General features: G+C 65.0%; 20 protein-coding genes. 11 read left to right on the plus strand and 9 right to left on the minus strand.

The features are described from left to right. Window positions 1-3: 3 nt before the first annotated feature. The 3 genes from urtC to urtA form a co-directional block, all read right to left on the minus strand. Window positions 4-1,182, minus strand: a complete 1,179-nt coding sequence (urtC, locus tag XH93_RS39575; RefSeq protein WP_194471593.1) for an urea ABC transporter permease subunit UrtC — start codon at window positions 1,180-1,182, stop codon at window positions 4-6. Continuing rightward, window positions 1,179-2,759: an urea ABC transporter permease subunit UrtB gene (gene urtB / locus XH93_RS39580; protein ID WP_194475514.1), complete on the minus strand. Its 1,581-nt coding sequence runs from the start codon at window positions 2,757-2,759 to the stop codon at window positions 1,179-1,181. Before urtB ends, urtC begins: the two co-directional genes overlap by 4 nt. Before the next feature lie 128 nt (window positions 2,760-2,887). Next, window positions 2,888-4,216, minus strand: coding sequence for an urea ABC transporter substrate-binding protein (urtA, locus tag XH93_RS39585; RefSeq protein ID WP_139480296.1), 1,329 nt, complete (start codon window positions 4,214-4,216; stop codon window positions 2,888-2,890). A 516-nt stretch (window positions 4,217-4,732) separates the two neighbouring features. On the opposite strand from urtA, the gene XH93_RS39590 reads away from it, so the two are divergent. The 3 genes from XH93_RS39590 (at window position 4,733) to XH93_RS39600 (ending at window position 6,978) form a co-directional block, all read left to right on the plus strand. Then, window positions 4,733-6,181 carry a DEAD/DEAH box helicase gene (locus XH93_RS39590; RefSeq protein ID WP_246799437.1) on the plus strand — a complete coding sequence of 483 codons (1,449 nt, stop codon included), beginning with the start codon at window positions 4,733-4,735 and terminating at the stop codon, window positions 6,179-6,181. Between the two features lie 24 nt (window positions 6,182-6,205). After that, window positions 6,206-6,496, plus strand: coding sequence for a translation initiation factor IF-1 (gene infA / locus XH93_RS39595; protein ID WP_139480297.1), 291 nt, complete (start codon window positions 6,206-6,208; stop codon window positions 6,494-6,496). A gap of 269 nt (window positions 6,497-6,765) precedes the next feature. Beyond that, on the plus strand, window positions 6,766-6,978 hold the full coding sequence (locus XH93_RS39600) for a cold-shock protein (protein ID WP_016842648.1): 213 nt from the start codon (window positions 6,766-6,768) through the stop codon (window positions 6,976-6,978). A 158-nt stretch (window positions 6,979-7,136) separates the two neighbouring features. Here the strand turns inward: XH93_RS39600 and XH93_RS39605 are convergent, their stop codons facing one another. From XH93_RS39605 to XH93_RS39630, 6 genes are all read right to left on the minus strand, one after another. Continuing rightward, window positions 7,137-7,757, minus strand: a complete 621-nt coding sequence (locus XH93_RS39605; protein WP_229173756.1) for a TadE/TadG family type IV pilus assembly protein — start codon at window positions 7,755-7,757, stop codon at window positions 7,137-7,139. Between the two features lie 8 nt (window positions 7,758-7,765). Then, window positions 7,766-8,332 carry a TadE/TadG family type IV pilus assembly protein gene (locus XH93_RS39610; protein ID WP_139480299.1) on the minus strand — a complete coding sequence of 189 codons (567 nt, stop codon included), beginning with the start codon at window positions 8,330-8,332 and terminating at the stop codon, window positions 7,766-7,768. A gap of 170 nt (window positions 8,333-8,502) precedes the next feature. After that, the gene (locus XH93_RS39615; protein WP_194471595.1) at window positions 8,503-9,015 is read right to left on the minus strand and encodes a pilus assembly protein N-terminal domain-containing protein; all 513 of its coding nucleotides are present in this window, start codon (window positions 9,013-9,015) and stop codon (window positions 8,503-8,505) included. Between the two features lie 192 nt (window positions 9,016-9,207). Next, on the minus strand, window positions 9,208-10,254 hold the full coding sequence (locus tag XH93_RS39620; protein ID WP_194471596.1) for an acyltransferase: 1,047 nt from the start codon (window positions 10,252-10,254) through the stop codon (window positions 9,208-9,210). A 24-nt stretch (window positions 10,255-10,278) separates the two neighbouring features. Next, window positions 10,279-11,724, minus strand: coding sequence for a hypothetical protein (locus tag XH93_RS39625; RefSeq protein WP_194471597.1), 1,446 nt, complete (start codon window positions 11,722-11,724; stop codon window positions 10,279-10,281). Between the two features lie 36 nt (window positions 11,725-11,760). After that, window positions 11,761-12,591, minus strand: coding sequence for a sterol desaturase family protein (locus XH93_RS39630; RefSeq protein WP_139480302.1), 831 nt, complete (start codon window positions 12,589-12,591; stop codon window positions 11,761-11,763). A 281-nt stretch (window positions 12,592-12,872) separates the two neighbouring features. Between XH93_RS39630 and XH93_RS39635 the strand changes: the two genes are divergently transcribed. The 8 genes from XH93_RS39635 to XH93_RS39670 all read left to right on the plus strand — a co-directional run bounded on the left by XH93_RS39635 (window position 12,873) and on the right by XH93_RS39670 (window position 20,640). Further along, window positions 12,873-13,037, plus strand: coding sequence for a Flp family type IVb pilin (locus XH93_RS39635; protein WP_139480303.1), 165 nt, complete (start codon window positions 12,873-12,875; stop codon window positions 13,035-13,037). A gap of 171 nt (window positions 13,038-13,208) precedes the next feature. Then, window positions 13,209-13,733, plus strand: coding sequence for a prepilin peptidase (locus XH93_RS39640; RefSeq protein WP_194471598.1), 525 nt, complete (start codon window positions 13,209-13,211; stop codon window positions 13,731-13,733). 126 nt (window positions 13,734-13,859) lie between these two features. Beyond that, on the plus strand, window positions 13,860-14,654 hold the full coding sequence (gene cpaB, locus XH93_RS39645) for a Flp pilus assembly protein CpaB (RefSeq protein ID WP_139480305.1): 795 nt from the start codon (window positions 13,860-13,862) through the stop codon (window positions 14,652-14,654). 17 nt (window positions 14,655-14,671) lie between these two features. Then, on the plus strand, window positions 14,672-16,138 hold the full coding sequence (locus tag XH93_RS39650; RefSeq protein ID WP_194471599.1) for a type II and III secretion system protein family protein: 1,467 nt from the start codon (window positions 14,672-14,674) through the stop codon (window positions 16,136-16,138). A 9-nt stretch (window positions 16,139-16,147) separates the two neighbouring features. Beyond that, window positions 16,148-16,900: a CpaD family pilus assembly protein gene (locus tag XH93_RS39655; RefSeq protein ID WP_194471600.1), complete on the plus strand. Its 753-nt coding sequence runs from the start codon at window positions 16,148-16,150 to the stop codon at window positions 16,898-16,900. Further along, window positions 16,897-18,165 (plus strand): AAA family ATPase, encoded by a 1,269-nt coding sequence (locus XH93_RS39660; RefSeq protein WP_139480308.1) that lies wholly within the window; start codon window positions 16,897-16,899, stop codon window positions 18,163-18,165. The genes XH93_RS39655 and XH93_RS39660 overlap by 4 nt, the downstream gene beginning before the upstream one ends. 21 nt (window positions 18,166-18,186) lie before the next feature. Beyond that, window positions 18,187-19,650, plus strand: a complete 1,464-nt coding sequence (locus XH93_RS39665) for a CpaF family protein (protein ID WP_139480309.1) — start codon at window positions 18,187-18,189, stop codon at window positions 19,648-19,650. Between the two features lie 12 nt (window positions 19,651-19,662). Then, a complete protein-coding gene (locus tag XH93_RS39670; RefSeq protein ID WP_139480310.1) occupies window positions 19,663-20,640 on the plus strand; it encodes a type II secretion system F family protein in 978 nt (325 codons plus the stop codon). Window position 20,641: the final 1 nt, after the last annotated feature.

The following is a 20,641-nucleotide window of genomic DNA, read 5'->3' on the forward strand; positions in this document are numbered from 1 at the left end:
GGCCTACTCCGCCGCGTTCGCTGCGCCGATGCCGTCTTCGCGGGCGGCGCTTTCCTCATCGGCCGCAAGGCCGGTGCTGCGCCCTGTCCTCCACGGCTCCCACCAGGCATTGAAGGTGCCGACGATGCCCTTCGGCAGCAGCAGCGTCACCAGGATGAACAGCGCACCCAGCATGAACAGCCAGTACGGCGCCAGCGGTCCCGAGGTGAAGAACGTTTTGGCGTAGTTGACGACCACGGCGCCGAGCGCCGCGCCGACCAGCGTGCCGCGGCCGCCGACCGCGACCCAGATCACCGCCTCGATCGAATTTCCAGGCGCGAACTCGCTCGGATTGATGATGCCGACCTGCGGCACGTAGAGCGCGCCGGCGACGCCGGCCATGCAGGCCGACAGCGTGAACACGAACAGCTTGTAGGATTCGACCCGGTAGCCGAGGAAGCGGGTGCGGCTTTCGGCGTCGCGGACCGCGATCAGCACCTTGCCGAGCTTCGAGGTGACCACCGCGCGGCAGATCAGGAAGGCGATCACCAGCGCCAGGCAGCTCAGGAAGAACAGCGCGCAGCGCGTGCCGTCGGCCTGCACGTTGAAGCCGAGGATGTCCTTGAAGTCGGTCAGGCCGTTGTTGCCGCCGAAGCCGAAATCGTTGCGGAAGAAGCCGAGCAGCAGCGCATAGGTCATCGCCTGGGTGATGATCGACAGATAGACGCCGGTGACGCGGGAGCGGAACGCGAGCCAGCCGAAGCAGAACGCAAGCAGGCCCGGCACCAGCAGCACCATCAGCGCGGCGAAGGCGAACTTGTCGAAGCCGTACCAGTACCAGGGCAGCTTGTCCCAGTTCAGGAACACCATGAAGTCGGGCAGCACCGGGTTGCCGTAGACGCCGCGGCTGCCGATCTGCCGCATCAGGTACATGCCCATGGCGTAGCCGCCGAGCGCGAAGAACGCGCCGTGGCCGAGCGAGAGGATGCCGCAATAGCCCCAGATCAGGTCGATCGACAGCGCCAGGATGGCGTAGCAGAGATACTTGCCCCACAGCGCCACCAGATAGGTCGGCACCTGGAAGATCGAGCCCTGCGGCATCAACAGGTTCGACAGCGGGATCAGCACGCCGAAACCGGCGACGATCAGGATGAAGCTGGTTGCCGCGCGATCCAGCGAACGGGTGAGGATGTGCGGCGTCATGCTTCCACCGCCCGTCCCTTGAGCGCGAACAGGCCGCGCGGCCGCTTCTGGATGAACAGGATGATCAAGACCAGGATCGCGATCTTTCCGAGCACCGCGCCCGCCACAGGCTCGAGGAACTTGTTGGCGATGCCGAGCGTGAAGGCGCCGACCAAGGTGCCCCAGAGATTGCCGACGCCGCCGAACACCACGACCATGAAGCTGTCGATGATGTAGCTCTGGCCGAGATTGGGGCTGACATTGTCGATCTGCGACAGCGCCACGCCGGCAATCCCGGCGATGCCGGAGCCGAGTCCGAAGGTCAGCGCGTCGACGCGCGAGGTGGCGATGCCCATCGAGGCCGCCATGCGGCGGTTCTGGGTCACCGCGCGCATCTCGAGGCCGAGCGCGGTGTAGCGCAGCATCGCCAGCAGGATCGCGAACACGGCGAGCGTGAAGCACAGGATCCAGAGCCGGTTATAGGTGATGGTGATCTGGCCGAGCTCGAACGCGCCGCTCATCCAGGAGGGGTTGCCGACCTCGCGGTTGGTCGGGCCGAACGCGGTGCGCACCGCCTGCTGCAGCACCAGCGACAGGCCCCAGGTCGCGAGCAGGGTTTCCAGCGGCCGGCCGTAGAGGAAGCGGATGATGCTGCGCTCGATCAGCACGCCGATCGCGCCGGCGACCAGGAAGGCCAGCGGCACCGCGATCAGCAGCGAATAGTCGAACAGCCCGGGATAGCTGGTGCGGATCACCTCCTGCACCACGAAGGTGGTGTAGGCCCCGAGCATCACCATCTCGCCATGCGCCATGTTGATGACGCCCATCACGCCGAAGGTGATGGCAAGGCCGATGGCGGCGAGCAGCAGCACCGAGCCGAGCGACAGGCCGTACCAGGCGTTCTGCACCATCGACCACATCGCAAGATTGCTCTGGATCGCGGAGATCGCGCCGGTGGCGGCCTTGGCGACCAGCGGCGGCGCGTCGCCGCCGACGCTCGTGAGCAGCGCCAGCGCCTCCTGGTCGCCGCGTGCCTTGACCACGGAGATGGCGTCGAGCTTGTCGCTCTCAGACGCGTCGGACTTGAACAGGATGATGGCGGCGCGCGCCTCGGCAAACGCCTGCTTGATCGACTTGACGCTCTCCTTGGCGAGCGCGCTGTCCACCGTCGGCAGCAGGTTCTCCTCGTGGCTCTTGAACACCGACTGCGCGGCGGCAAGGCGCCTCGCCGGATCCGGCGACAGCAGCGTCAGGCCGCCGAGCGCGGCCTCCACGCTGCGGCGCAAGCGGTTGTTGAGGCGGACGGCGGCGGCGTTGTCCGGCAGCTTGTCGACCGCGGCGCCGCTGGCGGCATCGACGATCTTGCCGTCGGCCTGGGTGATGAAGACCTTCTTGCTGCCCGGATCGGCCGACAGCCGGCCGTCCTTCAGCGCGCTGATGATGGGAGAGGCCAGCGGATTGCCTGACGACGCAACCTCGCCGACCGCAGCCTCGGTGTCGGAGAACTCGTCATTGGCAAACTTGGCGACCGAATCGTCGAACGGACCGGCCAGCGCCGGCAAGGCGAAGCAGCTCAGCAGCAGAATGAACAGAAACAGCGCGCGCGCGCGACCGAAACAAAAGCCAAACACGTCAATACCCCGGCAGGAGTGGAGGAGAAGGCGGCGAGCCGTGCCGCCTTCTCCGGTGTTGGAAGGTTGTGTGTGTCGTTGTCAGCTCAGGGAGTTTAGGACCCCTGGCCGCCGCACTTGTTGGTCTTGACGTTGTAATTGCCGCACTTCTTCTCGACCCAGTCGCCGATCAGGTCCTTGGAGCCATCGAGCTCCTTCGACCAGGCGTCGCCGGCGACGAGGCCCGGGGTCTTCCAGACCACGTCGAACTGGCCGTTGCCCTTGATCTCGCCGATGAACACCGGCTTGGTGATGTGGTGGTTCGGCAGCATCTTGGAGATTCCGCCGGTCAGGTTCGGCGCCTCGGTGCCGGGTAGCGCGTCGATCACCTTGTCCGGATCGGTCGACTTCACCTTCTCGACCGCCTTCACCCACATGTTGAAGCCGATCACATGCGCTTCCATCGGATCGTTGGTCACGCGCTTCGGGTTTTTGGTGTAGGCCTGCCACTCCTTGATGAACTTCTCGTTCTCCGGCGTCTTGATCGACTGGAAGTAGTTCCAGGCGGCGAGATGGCCGAGCAGCGGCTTGGTGTCGATGCCGGCGAGCTCTTCCTCGCCGACCGAGAACGCGACCACCGGGATGTCGGTCGCCTTGATGCCCTGGTTGCCGAGCTCCTTGTAGAACGGCACGTTGGCGTCGCCGTTGATGGTGGAGACCACGGCGGTCTTCTTGCCGGCCGAGCCGAACTTCTTGATGTCGGCCACGATGGTCTGCCAGTCGGAATGACCGAACGGCGTGTAGTTGATCATGATGTCGTCCTGGGCGACGCCCTTCGACTTCAGGTACGCTTCCAGGATCTTGTTGGTGGTGCGCGGATAGACGTAGTCGGTGCCGGCCAGCACCCAGCGCTTCACCTTCTCTTCCTTCATCAGGTAGTCGACGGCGGGGATCGCCTGCTGGTTCGGAGCGGCGCCGGTGTAGAACACGTTGCGCTCGGACTCCTCGCCCTCATACTGGACGGGGTAGAACAGGATGTTGTTCAGCTCCTTGAACACCGGCAGCACCGACTTGCGCGACACCGAGGTCCAGCAGCCGAACACCACCGCGACCTTGTCCTTGGTGATCAGCTCGCGCGCCTTCTCCGCAAACAGCGGCCAGTTCGACGCCGGGTCGACCACGACGGCCTCGAGCTTCTTGCCGAGCACGCCGCCCTTCTTGTTCTGCTCGTCGATCAGGAAAAGGATGGTATCCTTCAGCGTGGTCTCGCTGATGGCCATGGTGCCGGAGAGCGAATGCAGGACGCCCACCTTGATGGTGTCGTCGGCCGCTTGCGCGGGCGAGAACGGCGAGACCGCTGCCAGGCCCAAAACCAGGCCGGCGGTCGCCGCGAGAAGGCGGCGACGGGTCATCGTCGCTATGTCGTGAGTAAGCCGAGTAAGCATGAAATGTCATCTCCCTGACGCAGGCGTGAACGCTTGCGAAACGGCCCGTCTGGCCGCCTGCGATTAAGGGAATCGCAAGAACTATGCCACGGTACGGAGACGACTTAAGCTTATGATTTTTCTACAATATTTATCGAGTTCCGGGAAAATACGGGAGCTCGATGCCTAATCGTTGGGCTATAAAAATGTATGCCGAAAGGGCATTCAGGCTATTTTGTAGGCAAAAACACCCTTTTGTCTAAATTTCCGGCAACAACTTTGCGAGCGCTTTGCGCGGTTGATCGGCGAACGTCAATGCCGCAGGGCAGCATAACATCTTGAAAGCGCCGCGTTCCTGGTCCATATCCATGCCGTGCCCGCGAGAATCGCGGTGTGCCGCGCGAGCTGCGTGTTCCGGGTCGTTTCAACGGCTTCTGGCTCGCCTTTCACCCAACCAAGCTTGATGCCCCAGACACGCGGGTGTCCCGACGCCCTCGTGCGATCCTGGCGATTTCCGCCGGGACGACGATCGCTTTTATGGAAAGAACGACCCTTTTGACCTCCTTTCAGGATTTCGGCCTCGCCGATCCCATCGCCCGCGCGCTTCGAGAAGAAAACTATCTCACGCCGACTCCCATCCAGGCCCAGACCATCCCGCTCGCGCTGGCCGGCCGTGACGTCGTCGGCATCGCCCAGACCGGCACCGGCAAGACCGCGTCGTTCGCGCTGCCGATCCTGCACCGGCTGCTCGAGAACCGCGTCCGCCCGCAGCCGAAGAGCTGCCGCGTGCTGGTGCTCTCTCCGACCCGCGAGCTGTCCGGGCAGATCCTCGACAGCTTCAACGCCTATGGCCGCCACATCCGGCTGTCCTCGGCGCTGGCGATCGGCGGCGTGCCGATGGGCCGCCAGGTCCGCGCCGTGATGCAGGGCGTCGAGGTGATGGTGGCCACCCCCGGCCGCCTGCTCGACCTCGTGCAGAGCAACGGGCTCAAACTCAACCAGGTCGAGTTCCTGGTGCTCGATGAAGCCGACCGCATGCTCGACATGGGCTTCATCAACGACATCCGCAAAATCGTCGCCAAGCTGCCGATCCGGCGGCAGACGCTGTTCTTCTCGGCCACCATGCCGAAGGACATCGCCGAACTCGCCGAGGCGATGCTGCGCGATCCCGCCCGCGTCGCGGTGACCCCGGTGTCCTCGACCGTCGACCGCATCGCCCAGCGCGCGATCCAGGTCGATTTCACGGCCAAGCCGGCGGTGCTGGCCCAGATCCTCAAGCAGGAACCGGTCGACCGTGCGCTGGTTTTCACCCGCACCAAGCATGGCGCCGACAAGGTGGTGAAGGGCCTCGCCAAGGCCGGCATCGAGGCCAACGCCATCCACGGCAACAAATCGCAAAACCATAGGGAACGCGTATTGGCGGCATTTCGTTCCGGCGAAATCCGCACGCTTGTGGCGACTGACATCGCCGCCCGCGGCATCGACGTCGACGGCATCAGCCATGTGGTGAATTTCGACCTGCCGAACATCCCGGAAACCTATGTCCACCGCATCGGCCGCACCGCGCGTGCCGGCGCCGACGGGGTCGCGATCTCGCTGGTCGCGGGCGCCGAGGAAATGGGCTATCTGCGCGATATCGAGCGGCTGATCCGGATCACCGTGCCGCGGGAAGACCGCCGCACGCCAGGCAACCGTGACGGCAACCGCGACGCCGCCGCACCGGCGCAGGCCGCCCAGCCGCACCGTAGCGGCCGCTCTGCGCCCCGCGCACATAATGTCCGTGGGAATGAGCATGCCCAAAGCGCAAAAGGGCCTCGCCGCCGCCGCCGTCGAGGTGGTAATAATGGGGCAGCGCAGACGAACCGGGGCGAGTCGCCACGTCCGTCGCAGGCCGGCAGCAGCGAGAGCATTCAAGGCGTCGCCTTCTTGCATCGCGAGAGCCGGCCGAAACAGCAACCCAACCGCAACAAGCAACCGCAGCACTAGCCGTCGCTCGATCTGGAGAACCACATGGCTAAGGAAGAGCTGATCCAGTTCGAAGGACTGGTGACCGAAATCCTCCCTGACGCTCGTTACCGGGTGCAACTCGATGCCGGGCACGAGATCGTCGCCTACACCGCCGGCAAGATGAAGAAGAACCGCATCAAGACGCTCGCGGGCGACCGCGTCACGATCGAAATGTCGCCCTATGATCTCGAAAAGGGCCGGTTGATCTTCCGCCACAAGGACGAGCGCCCGAGCACGCCGGGCGGCCCGCCGCGGGGCGGACCGCAGCGCGGCGGCCAGTTCCGCCGCCGCTAGGCCGCAAGTTTGCAACTGTTGCGCGCATGACAGCCTGATGTCCTGCGCGGCAATTGGCCGGCGGGCCCGCCGGCCAAAAAATCGCGCACGTCAGGATTGTTTTGAGCCCCTCTATCGAATAATATAGGGCCTATCGATTTTCGGCCGGACGACATTAGCTAACACCGGTACAGCCGGTTCAGACGCTGACGACCCTTCCAAAAATTCGATCTCACCACCCCGCCAATCAGCGGGTCTTGAACTTGTATATCTGAGAAGGGACTACCCACGTGAGCATGGGAACCGTGAAGTGGTTTAACGCGACCAAGGGCTACGGCTTCATCCAGCCGGATGAAGGCGGGAACGACGTGTTCGTGCACATCAGTGCAGTCGAGCGCGCCGGCCTTGGCACTCTGCGTGAAGGCCAGAAGATCTCCTACGAGATCGTGGCTGACCGCCGTTCCGGCAAATCCTCGGCCGACAATCTGCGCGCCGCCGGATAAGCCGATTTCCGGGAGCCGAAACGCTCCGGGAAATTGCGTCAAAGCAGCAGGGCCGCACCCCCGGGTGCGGCCCTTGTTGTTTTTGCCGCACCCTCAGGTGGGCTTGTTGTTTTAGGGCGCACTCGCACGCCGCATGTTCGATCAGAAAGCTGATGCCGTCACGTCGGGCACAACGGCAAAGGCGATGTCGTCGGATAGATCACACACAGCGATTGCCGCGGACGGGTATAGGCAACATCGCTGAGGTTGATGCCCGTCTTCGCCATCACATAGCCGATCGTCGGAACATATTTGTAGCTGATCTCGCTGAAGATCAGATAGGTGCCCGGCACCAGCAGCGCCGTCGGAATCAGGCTGGAGACGTCTTGCCCCACGGTGCGGGTCGAGTTCGTCAGCGTCGCCTGGGTGGCGCCGCTGGCAATCGTCGCAGCCTTGCTCCACTTGATCTTCGCGATCTTGTTGCTGTCGATGTAGATCTCCGACAACGTCGCCTTGGTCGGCGAGGCATCGTAGGGCGTCATGATGCCGACGCTGGCGGTGAAGAAGGCCTTGAGATCGCTGTCCGAGACCTGAATCGCCTGGGACGTCAGGTCCGACAGCGTTCGCGCCATCAGCGTCACCTTGCGGTCGACCGCGACGCCGGACGAGATCTCGACGGTGCCGAAGAACATCACCAGCATCAGCGGCAGGATGAACGCGAATTCGACGGCTGCCAGACCCCGGCAGTCGTCCCTGAATGCGGTGGCGACGCGGCGCAGGATCGCAGGTACGGTCTTCATGACTTTGCTCATGAGCATGTCGCGCCACTGACGCCGGAGGGTTCGTTCTTGAACGTCGCGGTCGCGGTCAGCAGGCGTTTGCCGTTGGCGAGGTTGGCGGTGTTGAAGCCAAGCTTGGTGACGAACAGCGGCCATTGATAGAACAGGCGCACCACCACGACGTCGCCGGCACTCCCGGGACAGTATTTCATGTTGGGATTGAACGCCTGGCTACTGTCGATCGGAGGCGCGATGTTGATGCTGCCAAAGCCGTTGTTGGGATAGCTGCGCACGTCGACATAGACGCCGTTGGTGCAGTCGAACAGCGCGGCGACCCGGCCGCAAACGAAGTCCTTGAACTGCTGTTGGGTGTACGACGCGCCCTGCGCCTGACCGGTCATGACCATGCGCGCCGAATCCTGCGTCACGGTCTCGAGCACTTGGCTGGCGAAGAAGATCATCGAAACCTCGATGATCGCGAACAGCAAGCCGAAGAACAGCGGCGCAATCAGCGCGAACTCGACCACGGCCGAGCCACGGTTGTTACGGCGAAAGCGACGCAGGAGGTTTCGGGAAGAACGAGCGGGCAGCGGCATTAACAACCCCGGATCAGCATGGCGGCAACAACTACCCAAGACTCATTGTTGAAGTGTTTCGCCGGATCGAGACAGGGCGACCCGATCCGTTAGGTCAGTGTTAACCATGCCGAGTGGCCGGGGGCATCGACCGCGGCCCCGGCGCGTGGAAGCGCCGCAGCCGAGACGTTTCAGTTGGACGGCCGCGATGCAACGGCCCCCGACGTCGTGGCCTCCCGGCTGAGCGAGCCGGCCTGGGTCATCGTCGCCTTGAAGTAGTTCTCGCCGTCGCCGAGGGTGATGCGACGCTGGCAGACCGGCATGCAGCTGTAGGTCTCGCGATCGATGCCGCGATAGACGGTGACGAGTTGGTCGGAAGGTGGGCCTTCGACCTGGATCTGGCGATCCACCAGTACCTGGCCGGTGCGGTCGAGCGCGATGAAGTTGGTGGCGCCGTAGCCCTTGCCGGTGACGACGACGACCCCGCCGTTCTGCAAGGTCACGTCGGCGATCAGGGGGTTGCCGACCACGATCGTGGCGATCCCCGAGGGCAGCTTGACGAGCTTGGCCTGATCGACATTGACCGCGATCCTGTCGGGATCCGGCGCAGCCGTGGAGATGGCGGGCCACAGCAGCATGGCTGCGGCGAGCGAGATGAATCCAATGCGCGCGACGGCGCGAATACGCTGGGTCTGAAACGACATACTCTACCCCGGGACGTTGACAAGCCGGCAAAAGCGATACGCAGCGGACCGGCGCCCGACGCAGGCGAATCTGACGGCAATTCATTTAAGAAGAGCAAAAATCGCCCGCCGAATTGCGCGCATGTCGAGACTTCGGCGACGGATCGGCCAGCGCCCTACCCCATCGCTTTGCGCTGATGCGCCGATCGCGCCTCAGGCGGTCGCGACGCCCCGGCTGCGGCCGAGGTCTGCAGCCAGCTGATGACCCAGCCGGTTGAAGCGCCGCTCGATCATGGGCTCGATGATGAAATAGCTCAACGCCAGCGAGGCTCCTGCCACCAGCATCGTCAGCAGCAGAATATCGACATGCAGCCACGCCGCGATCGCCGGCACCACCGGAAAATGCACCAGATAGATCGCATAGGAGTGACGTCCAAGCAGGCCCAGCACCGAATTCGCAACGCTGCCCTTGAGCAGGACGTAGGCCATTGCCCCGAGCAGCGCGACCTGCGCGCCCCAAGCCGAGGTCAGGCACGCCCCGGCCAGCAGCAACGCGCCGAGCCGGGGCCGATTGCCGCGCTCGACGATGTCGTAAAACAGGAGGCCGAGACCGAAGCAGATCACCTGGCGGGGCAGCCAGCAGAAGTAGAAGCCCTCGGCGAGATAGGCCTGCTGCGGCGGCAATGATGCGGCAAGATGCGGGACCAGATAGAACTTCGCCAGCGCGCCGGCCGCCACACTCGTCGCGGCAATCAGGGCATAGCAGGCCACCGGGCCGTTCGGCTGCCTGAACAGCCGGATGATCAGCGGAAACAGCAGATAGAACTGCATCTCGACGCCGATGCTCCAGCCTCCCGGGACCACCGAGTTGAACGCGGTCAGGCTGAACAGATGCAGGAACAGCGCGGTCAGGACGACATCCGGGGCGCCGAGGCCCTCGGGAGCCCATTGCTTGACGCCTTCGCCCCTGGTGATCACGAGATAGAACACGATCGCGATCCAGAACAGCGGCACGATCCGGAACGCGCGGCGCAGATAGAACGAGCCCGCGGCCGCGAGATCGGTCCTGCCGCCATAAGTCAGCATCATCGTATAGCCGCTGACGATGAAGAACAGCTGCACCCCGAGTTGGCCGTAGTCATAGGTGAAGGCGAGAAGCCCCGGAATGAAGCTCGTTGCATGGTTGGCGCAGTGCGAGGCCACCACCATCAGGATGGCAATGCCGCGCAACAGATCCAGCGATTGATTGCGCGTCGTCATGGCGGCGTGGCTCCGCCCTGAGGCTCAATTGGCGCTGCGCACATGGATCACCACCCGCTCGTCGGCATAGAGGCGCTGCCAGCCGCCGATGCGGTCGAGCAATTTGACGGCAGGCGTGGTCGGCTCGAGCATCACCGCGTCGATGTCGTAGGTCTTGAGCAGGTCGAGAAAGCCGTCGACGTCCTTGAGCTGCAGCGCACGGTAATAGTCCATCTCGAATTTCTCGCCGTAGAGTTCGGCGCGGCCGTCGACGAACACCGGCACCTGCCGCCAGATCAGGTAGCCGCCGAACTGCAGATCGTGCAGCACCCGCCTGGCGTTGTGCGCCTTCAGCGCATCGACCGCGGCGGCCGGCGAATGCACGGCCGGCGGCGCGACATCCCCGCGCGCCGCAACCGCCACGGTGGTGACGCAGAGCCCTGCGACCAGCAGCGCCGCCGGAGCGGCCTTCAGCCGGACGGCGGCCGCCGCGCGCAGGCCGAACTGCGACGTCACCGGCGTGAGCACGGCGAGCGGCAGCAGCAGGGCGAACAGATCGATATTCCGGACATGGGACAGCGCCATGTGCAGCAGGCCGAGCACCAGGACAATCCGCACCGGCGGCAACCGCACCCCGCAGAACAGCGCGCCGCCGATCAGGCCGAGCAGGATCACCTCGAACATGCCGAGGTGGCTGAAGTCGACCGACATCCACTCCGCGATGAGATGCAAGAGCTCACCGAGGCTGAGGATCTTCAGCGCGGCCTGGATCGAGCCCCAGCCGTAGGGTGTCACGCAGCATGCGGCGAGCGCGCCGATGCCGAACGCCGTCCAGCGCAGCGCCAGCTGTGTCCGCTGCGCCGGGGCGGCATTCCACATCGCATCGAGCGCGAAGGCGCCGAGCAGCACCAGGCCGAACAGAAATCCGCCATGCAGATTGGCCCACAGCGCGAGCAAAGGCAGCAGCCAGAACGACGGCGCCTGGCGGCGCTCGCTGGCGACCATCAGGCTGTTCGCCCACAGCAGCATGATCGGCAGCACCAGCACGTGCGGGCGGGCCAGCAGGTGCCCGCATGTCAGCATGAATGCCGCCAGCGTCACGAGGCAGGCATAGGTCGCCGGCATCGCGCGGCTGAGGATGGCGGTGAGCAGCGCGAAGGCGGCGGCGGCGCAAGCCGCGGTCAGCACCACCGGCCCGCTCCAGCCGGCGAGATCATAGGCTTTCGCGAACACGAGCTGCGCGAGCCAGGACGACGACACCCACGGCTCGCCCGCCTTGGTGAACGAATAGATGTCGACCGACGGCAGGGCGCCGTGATCGAGAATCCAGCGGCCGACGGTGATCTGCCAGTAGGTGTCGGGATCGCCGAGCAGCCTGACGCAGACGATCAGCAGCAGGGCGTAGACGCCGCAGGCGATCGAGAACCAGGCGGGGACGGCGGCGAGCGCGGAGGTCCGCTCGCGTGGAATGATGGCGACCTCAGCACTCATCTCAGCGCTCATGGCGTCACGGGCCGAACGACGATGTCATTGCCTGAACGGATACGCCAGCTGTCCGCCGATTTCGTGCGGCACGCCCTGCTCGGCGTCGACGCCGTAATCGTCGGGCAGCTTGCCTTCCGGCATGCGGAACGTTCCGAACAGGATATCCCAGAGCGGGAAGGTGCCGGCGAAGTTGGTGTCGCCGCCTTCCTCGAGCGCGGTGTGATGCCAGCGATGGAACACCGGCGTCGCGATCACGTATTTGAACGGGCCGAGCGTCCAGTTCAGATTGGCGTGCACGAACGCCGAGTGGAAGGTGTTGAACGGACCGACCCACACCATGATGTTGGGCGAGATGCCGGCCATCAGCAGGATCACGTCGACGGTGATGGTGCCGATCAGCAGGTTGACGGGATGGAAGCGCGCCGCCGAGATCCATTCGAGGTCTTCGGATGAATGATGGATGGCGTGATACTTCCAGAAGCCGCCGCCGTGAAACATCCGGTGCAGCCAGTACAGCATGAAGTCGGCGGCGACGACGAAGATGATCGCCTGCAGCCAGAGCGGAAGCTCGGACAGCGGACCGTGCCCGTTCTCGTAGAACGCGATGAGGTCGTCGGCGCCGTGAACGTTGAAGACCGCGGCCGCGCCCACCACCAGCAGCCCGATGCGGAACACGCGGGAGAACACCGGCACGAAGAACCAGTAGCACATGTCGGTGACGAGCTCGCGCTTGCGCCACCAGGGCTTGCCGGGATTGCAGGCCCAGAAGTGAGTCAGCACCGCGAAGATGACCGCCAGCACGATCGTGATCGGCACCACCCTCGCCAGCGTCTGGCCCATCATCTCGGCGACTTCAAACGGCAAGCTGGACATCACGGCCTCGTTCTGCAGAAGGCCCATGGGTAAAGGCTCGCGCTTAAGGAGCTGTGAACGCCGCAGCAAGCCGTTGGGCCGCAGCAACAATCTGCAATTTTAGCAAGCCGTTTAATGCCAAATTTACTGTGCGTAACAACAGCAGGTTCCGCCGCAGTTTCTGCAATCAAATTAACTGCGCCGAAATCGTCGAACCCTACGGTGCGGCAATGGTCACGGTGCTGAGAACGCCGGCCAGACCAAACCTAGTTCGACCAGCCACGTGTACATAGGAGTGATTGATGAAGAACCTCGTTTCGCGTTTCGTGAAGGACGAATCCGGCGCGACCGCTATCGAGTATGGCCTGATTGCGACCGGCATTGCGATCGCGATCATTGCCGCGGTCAACGGCGTCGGCTCCAAGCTGTCCGGCACCTTCAACTCGATCTCGGGCTCGCTGAAGTAAGCCGTCTCCGGCACCTCGGCATTCAAAGGTCCCGGCGTGGCCGGGACCTTTGCTATTTATCGGACCCGGCCGGCATGCCTGGCTGAAGGCGCGGCCGGTCCTTTCCCGATTGTTCACCATTGGCCGCTAGCGTCGGGTCACGACCTCGCTCCAGCTTGACGGCGTTCGCCCATGATTATCGATATCGCACGCTTGATGCTGTTTCCGGCCCTGATGGCATTCGCGGCGGCGAGCGACTTGCTGACGATGACGATCCCGAACCGGGTCGCGCTGGGCTTGCTGGCCGGCTTTTTCATTCTGGCGCCGCTGAGCGGGATGGGCGCCTACGACATCCTCGTCCATGCCGGCGCCGGCGCGCTGGTGCTGGTGGTGGCGTTCGGCATGTTCGCCATGCGATGGATCGGTGGCGGCGACGCCAAGTTGGTGGCGGCGGCCGGCCTCTGGCTGGGGTTCGACCATCTGCTCGCCTTTCTGGTGTTTGCGTCGCTGTTCGGCGGCGCGCTGACCGTGCTGCTGCTGCAGGTCAGGCAATGGCCGCTGCCCTACCTGCTGGCCTCGCAGGCCTGGATCGCCCGGCTGCACGACAAGCAGGCCGACGTCCCCTACGGCATCGCGCTCGCGCTCGGCGCGCTCCTGGTCTATCCGGAGACGGACTGGATCAAGACGCTGGACCTCGCGCACTTTGCCATGCGCTGAAAGCAACGGGTAACCGCTCGTTAAGGCGATTTAGATACGCCTCATTAACCATGCTTTGACGAATAGCTGGTCAACTCCCATCACGGCGGCGGCGGCGTCGCGGCGTCATGTGGAAAGTGAAGCGTAATGAATACGGCCCGCATTCTGGTCCTCGCTATTGCAGGCTGCGCCGGCCTCGCGGCGCTCTATCTCGCGAGCGGCAGCGACAACAAGCCGGAGCCCGCGCCCCCGGTCGCGCAGCTGCCGACGGTCGACGTCCTGGTCGCACGCACCGACATCGGCCTCGGCGCCACGGTGAAAGCCGAGGATCTGCAGTGGCAGACCTGGCCGGCGGCCACCGCCAGCACCAGCTTCCTGCGCCGGGACACCAACGCGGAGGCCATCAAGGACGTTACCGGCTCGATCGTCCGCGCCCCGTTCATCCAGGGCGAGCCGATCCGCGAGCAGAAGCTCGTCAAATCCGACGGCGGCGGCTTCATGGCGGCGATCCTGCCGAGCGGCATGCGTGCGGTATCGACCGAGATTTCGCCCGAAACCGGCGCCGGCGGCTTCATCCTGCCGAACGACAAGGTCGACGTCCTGCTGTCCAAGCGCGACAAGAATCCCGACCGCAACGGCGCCGATATCATCAGGACCGAGGTCATCCTGACCAATGTCCGCGTGCTGGCGATCGACCAGGCGCCCAAGGAAAAGGACGGCTCCAACACGGTGGTCGGCAAGACGGTGACGCTCGAGCTGAAGCCCGAGCAGACCGAGACGCTGGCTCGCTCGCGCCAGAGCGGCGTGCTGTCGCTGGCGCTGCGCAGCATCGCCGACGCCAATGTGGTCGATGCCCCCACCGAAGACGACAACAATAGACGCGGCGAGACGGTCAACGTCATCCGCTACGGCGTCGCCAGCCAGGCGACAATGCAGAAGTGACGATGAGGGCACACGAGATGAAGTGCGGGGCAACACCACGGACGATGCGGACCTTGCTGGTCCGCGCCCTGTCGTTTTCGGCCGTCGCGGCGCTCACCCTCAACCCGGCATTGACCCCGGTGCTGGCGGGCGATTACCGCGCCGCCGCGCCTGCCGCGGCCGACGGCCAGATGAACGCCCGCTTCCTGTCGCTCGGCGTTGGCAAGTCGCTGGTGATCGACCTGCCGCGGGACATCAAGGACGTGCTGGTCGCCGATCCCAAGATCGCCAACGCGGTGGTCCGCTCGGCGCAGCGCGCCTACATCATCGGCGCGACGGTCGGCCAGACCAACATCGTGTTCTTCGACGCCGCCGGCCAGCAGATCGCGGCCTATGACATCGCTGTCAAGCGCGACCTCAACGGCGTGCGCGCGGCGCTGCGCCAGGCGCTGCCGAATTCCGACATCCAGATCGAGGGCGTCGGCGACGGCGTCATGTTGAGCGGCTCCGCGGCGACCCCGATCGAAGCCCAGCAGGCCGCCGATATCGCGACGCGGCTGGTCGGCGGCGCCGAAAAGGTGGTGAACTCGATCACGGTTCGCGGCCGCGACCAGGTGATGCTGAAGGTGACCGTCGCGGAAGTCTCGCGCAGACTGATCAAGCAGCTCGGCATCGACCTCACCGCCAACCTCAACTACGGCACGGCGGTGGTGAAGTTCGCCAACAGCAACCCGTTTACGGCAAACAACGCGCCGCTGGTGCCCACCAACGCCATTACCACCTCGTTCGGGTCCGCCCCGTCGGTGTCGGCGACGGTCCGCGCCATGGAAAGCGCCGGCGTCGTCCGCACGCTCGCCGAACCGAACTTGACGGCGATCTCCGGCGAATCGGCGACCTTCATCTCGGGCGGTGAATTTCCAATTCCGACCGGCGTGACCTGCCAGACCACGACGAGCGGCGCCATCGGGCAGTGCGTCCAGACGGTCAGCTTCAAGAAATTCGGTATCTCGCTCAACTTCACGCCCGTCGTGCTGACCGAGGGACGGATCAGCCTGCGCGTGATGACGGAAGTGTCGGAAGTATCGACCGAGAACTCGCTGACCGGCGGCCAGAACGGGACGACGATCCCCTCGATCAAGACCCGCCGTGCCGAGACCACGCTGGAGATTCCGTCGGGCGGCTCGATGGCGATGGCCGGCCTGATCCAGGACCAGACCAAACAGGCCGTCAACGGCCTGCCCGGGCTGGCGTCGCTGCCGGTGCTGGGAACGCTGTTCCGCAGCCGCGACTTCGTCAACAACCAGACCGAAATGATGGTGCTGGTGACGCCCTATGTCGTCCGCGCCGTCGCCCAGAAGGACCTCTCGCGTCCGGATGACGGCTTCACCAACGCCTCCGACCCGCAGGCCGACCTGCTGGGCAGCATCAATCGCATCTACGGGGTGCCCGGTCGCACCGAGCCGGCCCGGAACTACCGTGGCACTTACGGCTTCATCACCGACTGAGGCGGGGACATGACACAGACGACATCCACCACTTCAGCCGATCGCAAGCGTACGCTCACTCTCGCTGGCGCGCTGGTCGGGCTCGCCATGGCGCTGGGCGCCTGCCAGCACAGCCCCGACAACAGTCTCGCTTACATCGATGCGCCGGCCGACTACCGCCAGCGTCATCCGATCGCGGTTACCGAGATCGATCGTTCGGTCGTGGTGTTCGTCGGCCGCAGCCGCGGCGGGCTGACCGCCGAGCAGCGCGCCCAGGTGATGGGTCTGGCGCGGGACTGGATGCGCGAGGGCACCGGTGCGGTGGCCGTCGACGTTCCCGCCGACACGGCGAATGCGCGCGCCGCCCAGGAATCGTTGCGCGAGATCCAGGCGATCTTCGCCGCCGCCGGCGTGCCGCCGCGCGGCATCCTGGTTCGCAAATATCGTCCCGACGATCCGCGCCAGTTGCCGGCGATCCGGGTCAACTATCCGAAGATGACGGCCACCGCCGGGCCGTGCGGCATCTGGCCGGAGGATCTCGGCCCGTCGATCCACAACAAGTCCTACCTCGAGAACAAGCAGTACTACAATTTCGGCTGCGCCAATCAACGCAACTTGGCGGCAATGGTCGAGGATCCGGCGGACCTCGTGCAGCCGCGGGCGGAGACCCCCGCCTACACGCCGCGTCGCAGCATCGCCTTCGACAAATATCGCAAGGGTGACAGCACCGCGACGACCTATTCCGAGGCCGAAAAGGCCAAACTCAGCGACACCGGCAAATGATCACCTACGCGCAGCAAAACTCCGAAGAGCAGCCGGACGTCACGCCGCCGGCGGTGGAGGATCACATTGCGCCGGCACCGCGGGTTTCGGTCCAGGCGTTCTGCGAGACCGTCGAGACCGCCGCCGCCGTGCAGTCGGCGGGCGAGGACCGCCGGCTGGCCAAGGCTCATCTCAAGATCCAGATGGGCGGCATGGCGGCCGCCATCGAGGCCTACCGCTCGGCGCCGACGCCCAACGTTATCATCCTCGAAACCGAAGGCCGCAGCGATGTGCTGGCCGGCCTCGACCAGCTCGCCACGGTCTGCGACGCCGGCACCCGCGTGGTCGTGATCGGCCGGGTCAACGACGTCACGCTGTATCGCGAGCTGGTGCGCCGCGGCGTCAGCGACTACGTGATCGCGCCGGCGCATGCGATCGACGTGGTGCGCGCGGTCTGCAACCTGTTCTCGGCACCGGAAGCCAAGGCGGTCGGCCGCATCGTCGCCGTCGTCGGCGCCAAGGGCGGCGTCGGCGCCTCGACCATCGCCCACAACATCGCCTGGGCGATCGCCCGCGACCTGGCGCTGGATTCGGTGGTGGCCGATCTCGACCTCGCATTCGGCACCGCCGGCCTCAACTACAACCAGGACCCGGTGCAGGGCATCGCGGACGCGGTGTTCTCGCCGGACCGCGTCGATACCGCCTTCGTCGACCGCCTGCTGTCGAAATGCACCGACCATCTGAGCCTGCTGGCGGCGCCGGCGACGCTCGACAAGGTCTATGATTTCGGCGCCGAAGCGTTCGATGCGGTGTTCGACACGCTGCGCGGCACGATGCCCTGCATCGTGCTCGACGTGCCGCACCAATGGTCGGGCTGGACCAAGCGCGCGCTGATCGCGGCCGACGACATCCTGATCGTGGCGGCGCCCGATCTCGCCAATCTGCGCAACGCCAAGAACATGTTCGACCTCCTGAAGGCATCCCGGCCCAACGACCGCGCGCCGCTGTACTGCCTGAACCAGGTCGGCGTGCCGAAGCGTCCGGAGATCGCCGCTGCCGAGTTTGCCAAGGCGATCGAAAGCCAGCCGATCGCCACCATTCCGTTCGATCCGCAGATCTTCGGCTCGGCCGCCAACAACGGGCAGATGATCGCGGAAATTGCCGCCAATCACCGCGCGGTCGAGATGTTCCTGCAGATGGCGCAGCGGCTGACAGGCCGCGGCGAAACCAAGAAGCCGAGGGGATCGTTCCTGTCACCCCTGCTGGAAAAGCTGCGGGCGAAATAGCTCGCATGGAGTGAAGACGTCGTGTTTGGTAAGCGTAGCGGAAACGATGTGGATGTGCGGGCGCCCAAGCCCGCGTTTCAGGCGCCGGAACCTGCGGGACCGGCGGCGATGCCGCGCGAGACCGCCGCACCCGTAATGTCGTCGCCGCCGCTTGCGCCGGCGAAGCCGCCGCCCGCTCCCGTCGTCGAGACCCGCCGCTCCGACAATTATTACCAGGTCAAGGCGACCATCTTCGGCGCCCTGATCGAGGCGATCGATCTCGCCCAGCTCGCCAAACTGGACAGCGAATCGGCGCGCGAGGAAATCCGCGACATCGTCAACGAGATCATCGCGATCAAGAACATCGTGATGTCGATCGCCGAGCAGGAAGAGCTGCTCGACGACATCTGCAACGACGTGCTCGGCTACGGCCCGCTGGAACCGCTGCTGTCGCGCGACGACATCGCCGACATCATGGTCAACGGCGCCGGCACGGTGTTCATCGAAGTCGCCGGCAAGATCCAGCGCACCGGCATCCGCTTTCGCGACAACCAGCAGCTGCTCAACATCTGCCAGCGCATCGTCAGCCAGGTCGGCCGGCGCGTCGACGAATCCTCGCCGATCTGCGACGCCCGCCTCGCCGACGGCTCCCGCGTCAACGCCATCGTGCCGCCGCTGGCGATCGACGGCCCCGCGCTCACCATCCGCAAATTCAAGAAGGACAAGCTGACGCTGGATCAGCTGGTCAAGTTCGGCGCGATCACGCCGGAAGGCGCAGCGATCCTGCAGATCATCGGCCGGGTCCGCTGCAACGTCCTGATCTCCGGTGGCACCGGCTCCGGCAAGACCACGCTGCTCAACTGCCTCACCAACTATATCGAGCACGACGAGCGCGTCATCACCTGCGAGGACGCCGCCGAACTCCAGCTGCAGCAGCCGCATGTGGTGCGGCTGGAAACCCGGCCGCCGAACATCGAAGGCGAAGGCCAGGTCACGATGCGCGAACTGGTCCGCAACTGCCTGCGTATGCGTCCCGAACGCATCATCGTCGGCGAAGTCCGCGGACCCGAAGCGTTCGACCTGTTGCAGGCGATGAACACCGGCCATGACGGCTCGATGGGCACCCTGCACGCCAACAACCCGCGCGAAGCCCTGTCGCGCTGCGAATCCATGATCACGATGGGCGGCTTCGCGCTGCCGTCGCGCACCATTCGCGAGATGATGTGCGCCTCGATCGACGTCATCATCCAGGCCGCGCGCCTGCGCGACGGCTCGCGCCGCATCACGCACATCACCGAGGTGATGGGCATGGAAGGCGACACCATCATCACCCAGGACATCTTCGTCTACGACGTCGTCGGCGAAGACGCCAACGGCAAGATCATCGGCAAGCACCGCTCGACCGGGATCGGCCGGCCGAAATTCTGGGAGCGCGCCCGCTACTACAACGAAGAGAAGCGGCTTGCGGCGGCGCTCGACGCCTCCGAAGCCCCGCCGCCGGCCTAAAGGGGACGCACCATGCAAATGCAAACCCTTGCCCTCGCTTTCCTCGCCGCCGCCTTCGTGGGCGGTCTCGCCTGGGTCTTCCTGTATCCCTACCTCTCCGGGGAGAAGAAGGCCGAGGCCCGCCGTGCGTCGGTGGCGCGCAGCGAGCCCGCCGCCACCCGACAGGCCGACCGCGCGCAGCGCTCCCGCCGCGAGCAGGTCGAGGGCTCCTTGAAGGAGCTCGAGGCACGCGCCCAGAAGGACAAGAAGGTCCCGCTCGCCATGCGGATCTCGCAGGCCGGACTGGAATGGTCGGAGCAGAAGTTCTGGATGATTTCCGGCGTGCTCGGCCTGCTCGGGTTCGGCGCCGCATTCCTGGCCGGCGGCGGCATGCTCGGCGCGGCCGGCATCGGCTTCGCCATGGCCCTCGGCATGCCGCGCTGGCTGCTCGGCTTCCTGAAGAAGCGACGGGAAAAGGCTTTCTTGAAGGCGCTGCCCGACGCCGTCGACGTCATCGTGCGCGGCATCAAGGCCGGCCTGCCGCTGTTCGAATCGATCAAGGTGGTGGTCAACGATTCGCCGGAGCCGCTGCGCAGCGAGTTCCGCGCCATCATCGAGACCCAGGCGGTCGGCATGCCGCTCGGCGAGGCCTGCGCGCGGCTCTACGAGCGCATGCCGCTCCCGGAAGCCAACTTCTTCGGCATCGTGATCGCGATCCAGCAGAAATCCGGCGGCAATCTGTCGGAAGCGCTCGGCAACCTGTCCAAGGTGCTGCGCGACCGCAAGAAGATGGCCGACAAGATCCAGGCGATGTCGATGGAGGCGAAGGCCTCCGCCGGCATCATCGGCTCGCTGCCGCCGATCGTGATGATCCTGGTGTTCATCACCACGCCCGACTACATCGCGCTGCTGTGGACCAACTCGATGGGACAGCTGATGCTGGTCGCCTGCGTGGTCTGGATGTCGATCGGCATCATGGTGATGAAGAAGATGATCAACTTCGATTTCTGAC

Origin of the sequence: Bradyrhizobium sp. CCBAU 51753 (genome assembly GCF_015291565.1) — a bacterium.
Taxonomy (GTDB): Bacteria; Pseudomonadota; Alphaproteobacteria; order Rhizobiales; family Xanthobacteraceae; genus Bradyrhizobium; species Bradyrhizobium ivorense.

Bases quoted from the DNA above. Each gene is read 5' to 3' on its own strand.
- urtC (WP_194471593.1), bottom strand. From the start codon at position 1,182: ATGACGCCGCACATCCTCACCCGTTCGCTGGATCGCGCGGCAACCAGC.
- urtA (WP_139480296.1), bottom strand. From the start codon at position 4,216: ATGCTTACTCGGCTTACTCACGACATAGCGACGATGACCCGTCGCCGC.
- XH93_RS39590 (WP_246799437.1), top strand. From the start codon at position 4,733: ATGGAAAGAACGACCCTTTTGACCTCCTTTCAGGATTTCGGCCTCGCC.
- infA (WP_139480297.1), top strand. From the start codon at position 6,206: ATGGCTAAGGAAGAGCTGATCCAGTTCGAAGGACTGGTGACCGAAATC.
- XH93_RS39605 (WP_229173756.1), bottom strand. From the start codon at position 7,757: ATGAAGACCGTACCTGCGATCCTGCGCCGCGTCGCCACCGCATTCAGG.
- XH93_RS39610 (WP_139480299.1), bottom strand. From the start codon at position 8,332: ATGCCGCTGCCCGCTCGTTCTTCCCGAAACCTCCTGCGTCGCTTTCGC.
- XH93_RS39615 (WP_194471595.1), bottom strand. From the start codon at position 9,015: ATGTCGTTTCAGACCCAGCGTATTCGCGCCGTCGCGCGCATTGGATTC.
- XH93_RS39620 (WP_194471596.1), bottom strand. From the start codon at position 10,254: ATGACGACGCGCAATCAATCGCTGGATCTGTTGCGCGGCATTGCCATC.
- XH93_RS39625 (WP_194471597.1), bottom strand. From the start codon at position 11,724: ATGAGTGCTGAGGTCGCCATCATTCCACGCGAGCGGACCTCCGCGCTC.
- XH93_RS39630 (WP_139480302.1), bottom strand. From the start codon at position 12,591: ATGTCCAGCTTGCCGTTTGAAGTCGCCGAGATGATGGGCCAGACGCTG.
- XH93_RS39635 (WP_139480303.1), top strand. From the start codon at position 12,873: ATGAAGAACCTCGTTTCGCGTTTCGTGAAGGACGAATCCGGCGCGACC.
- XH93_RS39640 (WP_194471598.1), top strand. From the start codon at position 13,209: ATGATTATCGATATCGCACGCTTGATGCTGTTTCCGGCCCTGATGGCA.
- cpaB (WP_139480305.1), top strand. From the start codon at position 13,860: ATGAATACGGCCCGCATTCTGGTCCTCGCTATTGCAGGCTGCGCCGGC.
- XH93_RS39650 (WP_194471599.1), top strand. From the start codon at position 14,672: ATGAAGTGCGGGGCAACACCACGGACGATGCGGACCTTGCTGGTCCGC.
- XH93_RS39655 (WP_194471600.1), top strand. From the start codon at position 16,148: ATGACACAGACGACATCCACCACTTCAGCCGATCGCAAGCGTACGCTC.
- XH93_RS39660 (WP_139480308.1), top strand. From the start codon at position 16,897: ATGATCACCTACGCGCAGCAAAACTCCGAAGAGCAGCCGGACGTCACG.
- XH93_RS39670 (WP_139480310.1), top strand. From the start codon at position 19,663: ATGCAAATGCAAACCCTTGCCCTCGCTTTCCTCGCCGCCGCCTTCGTG.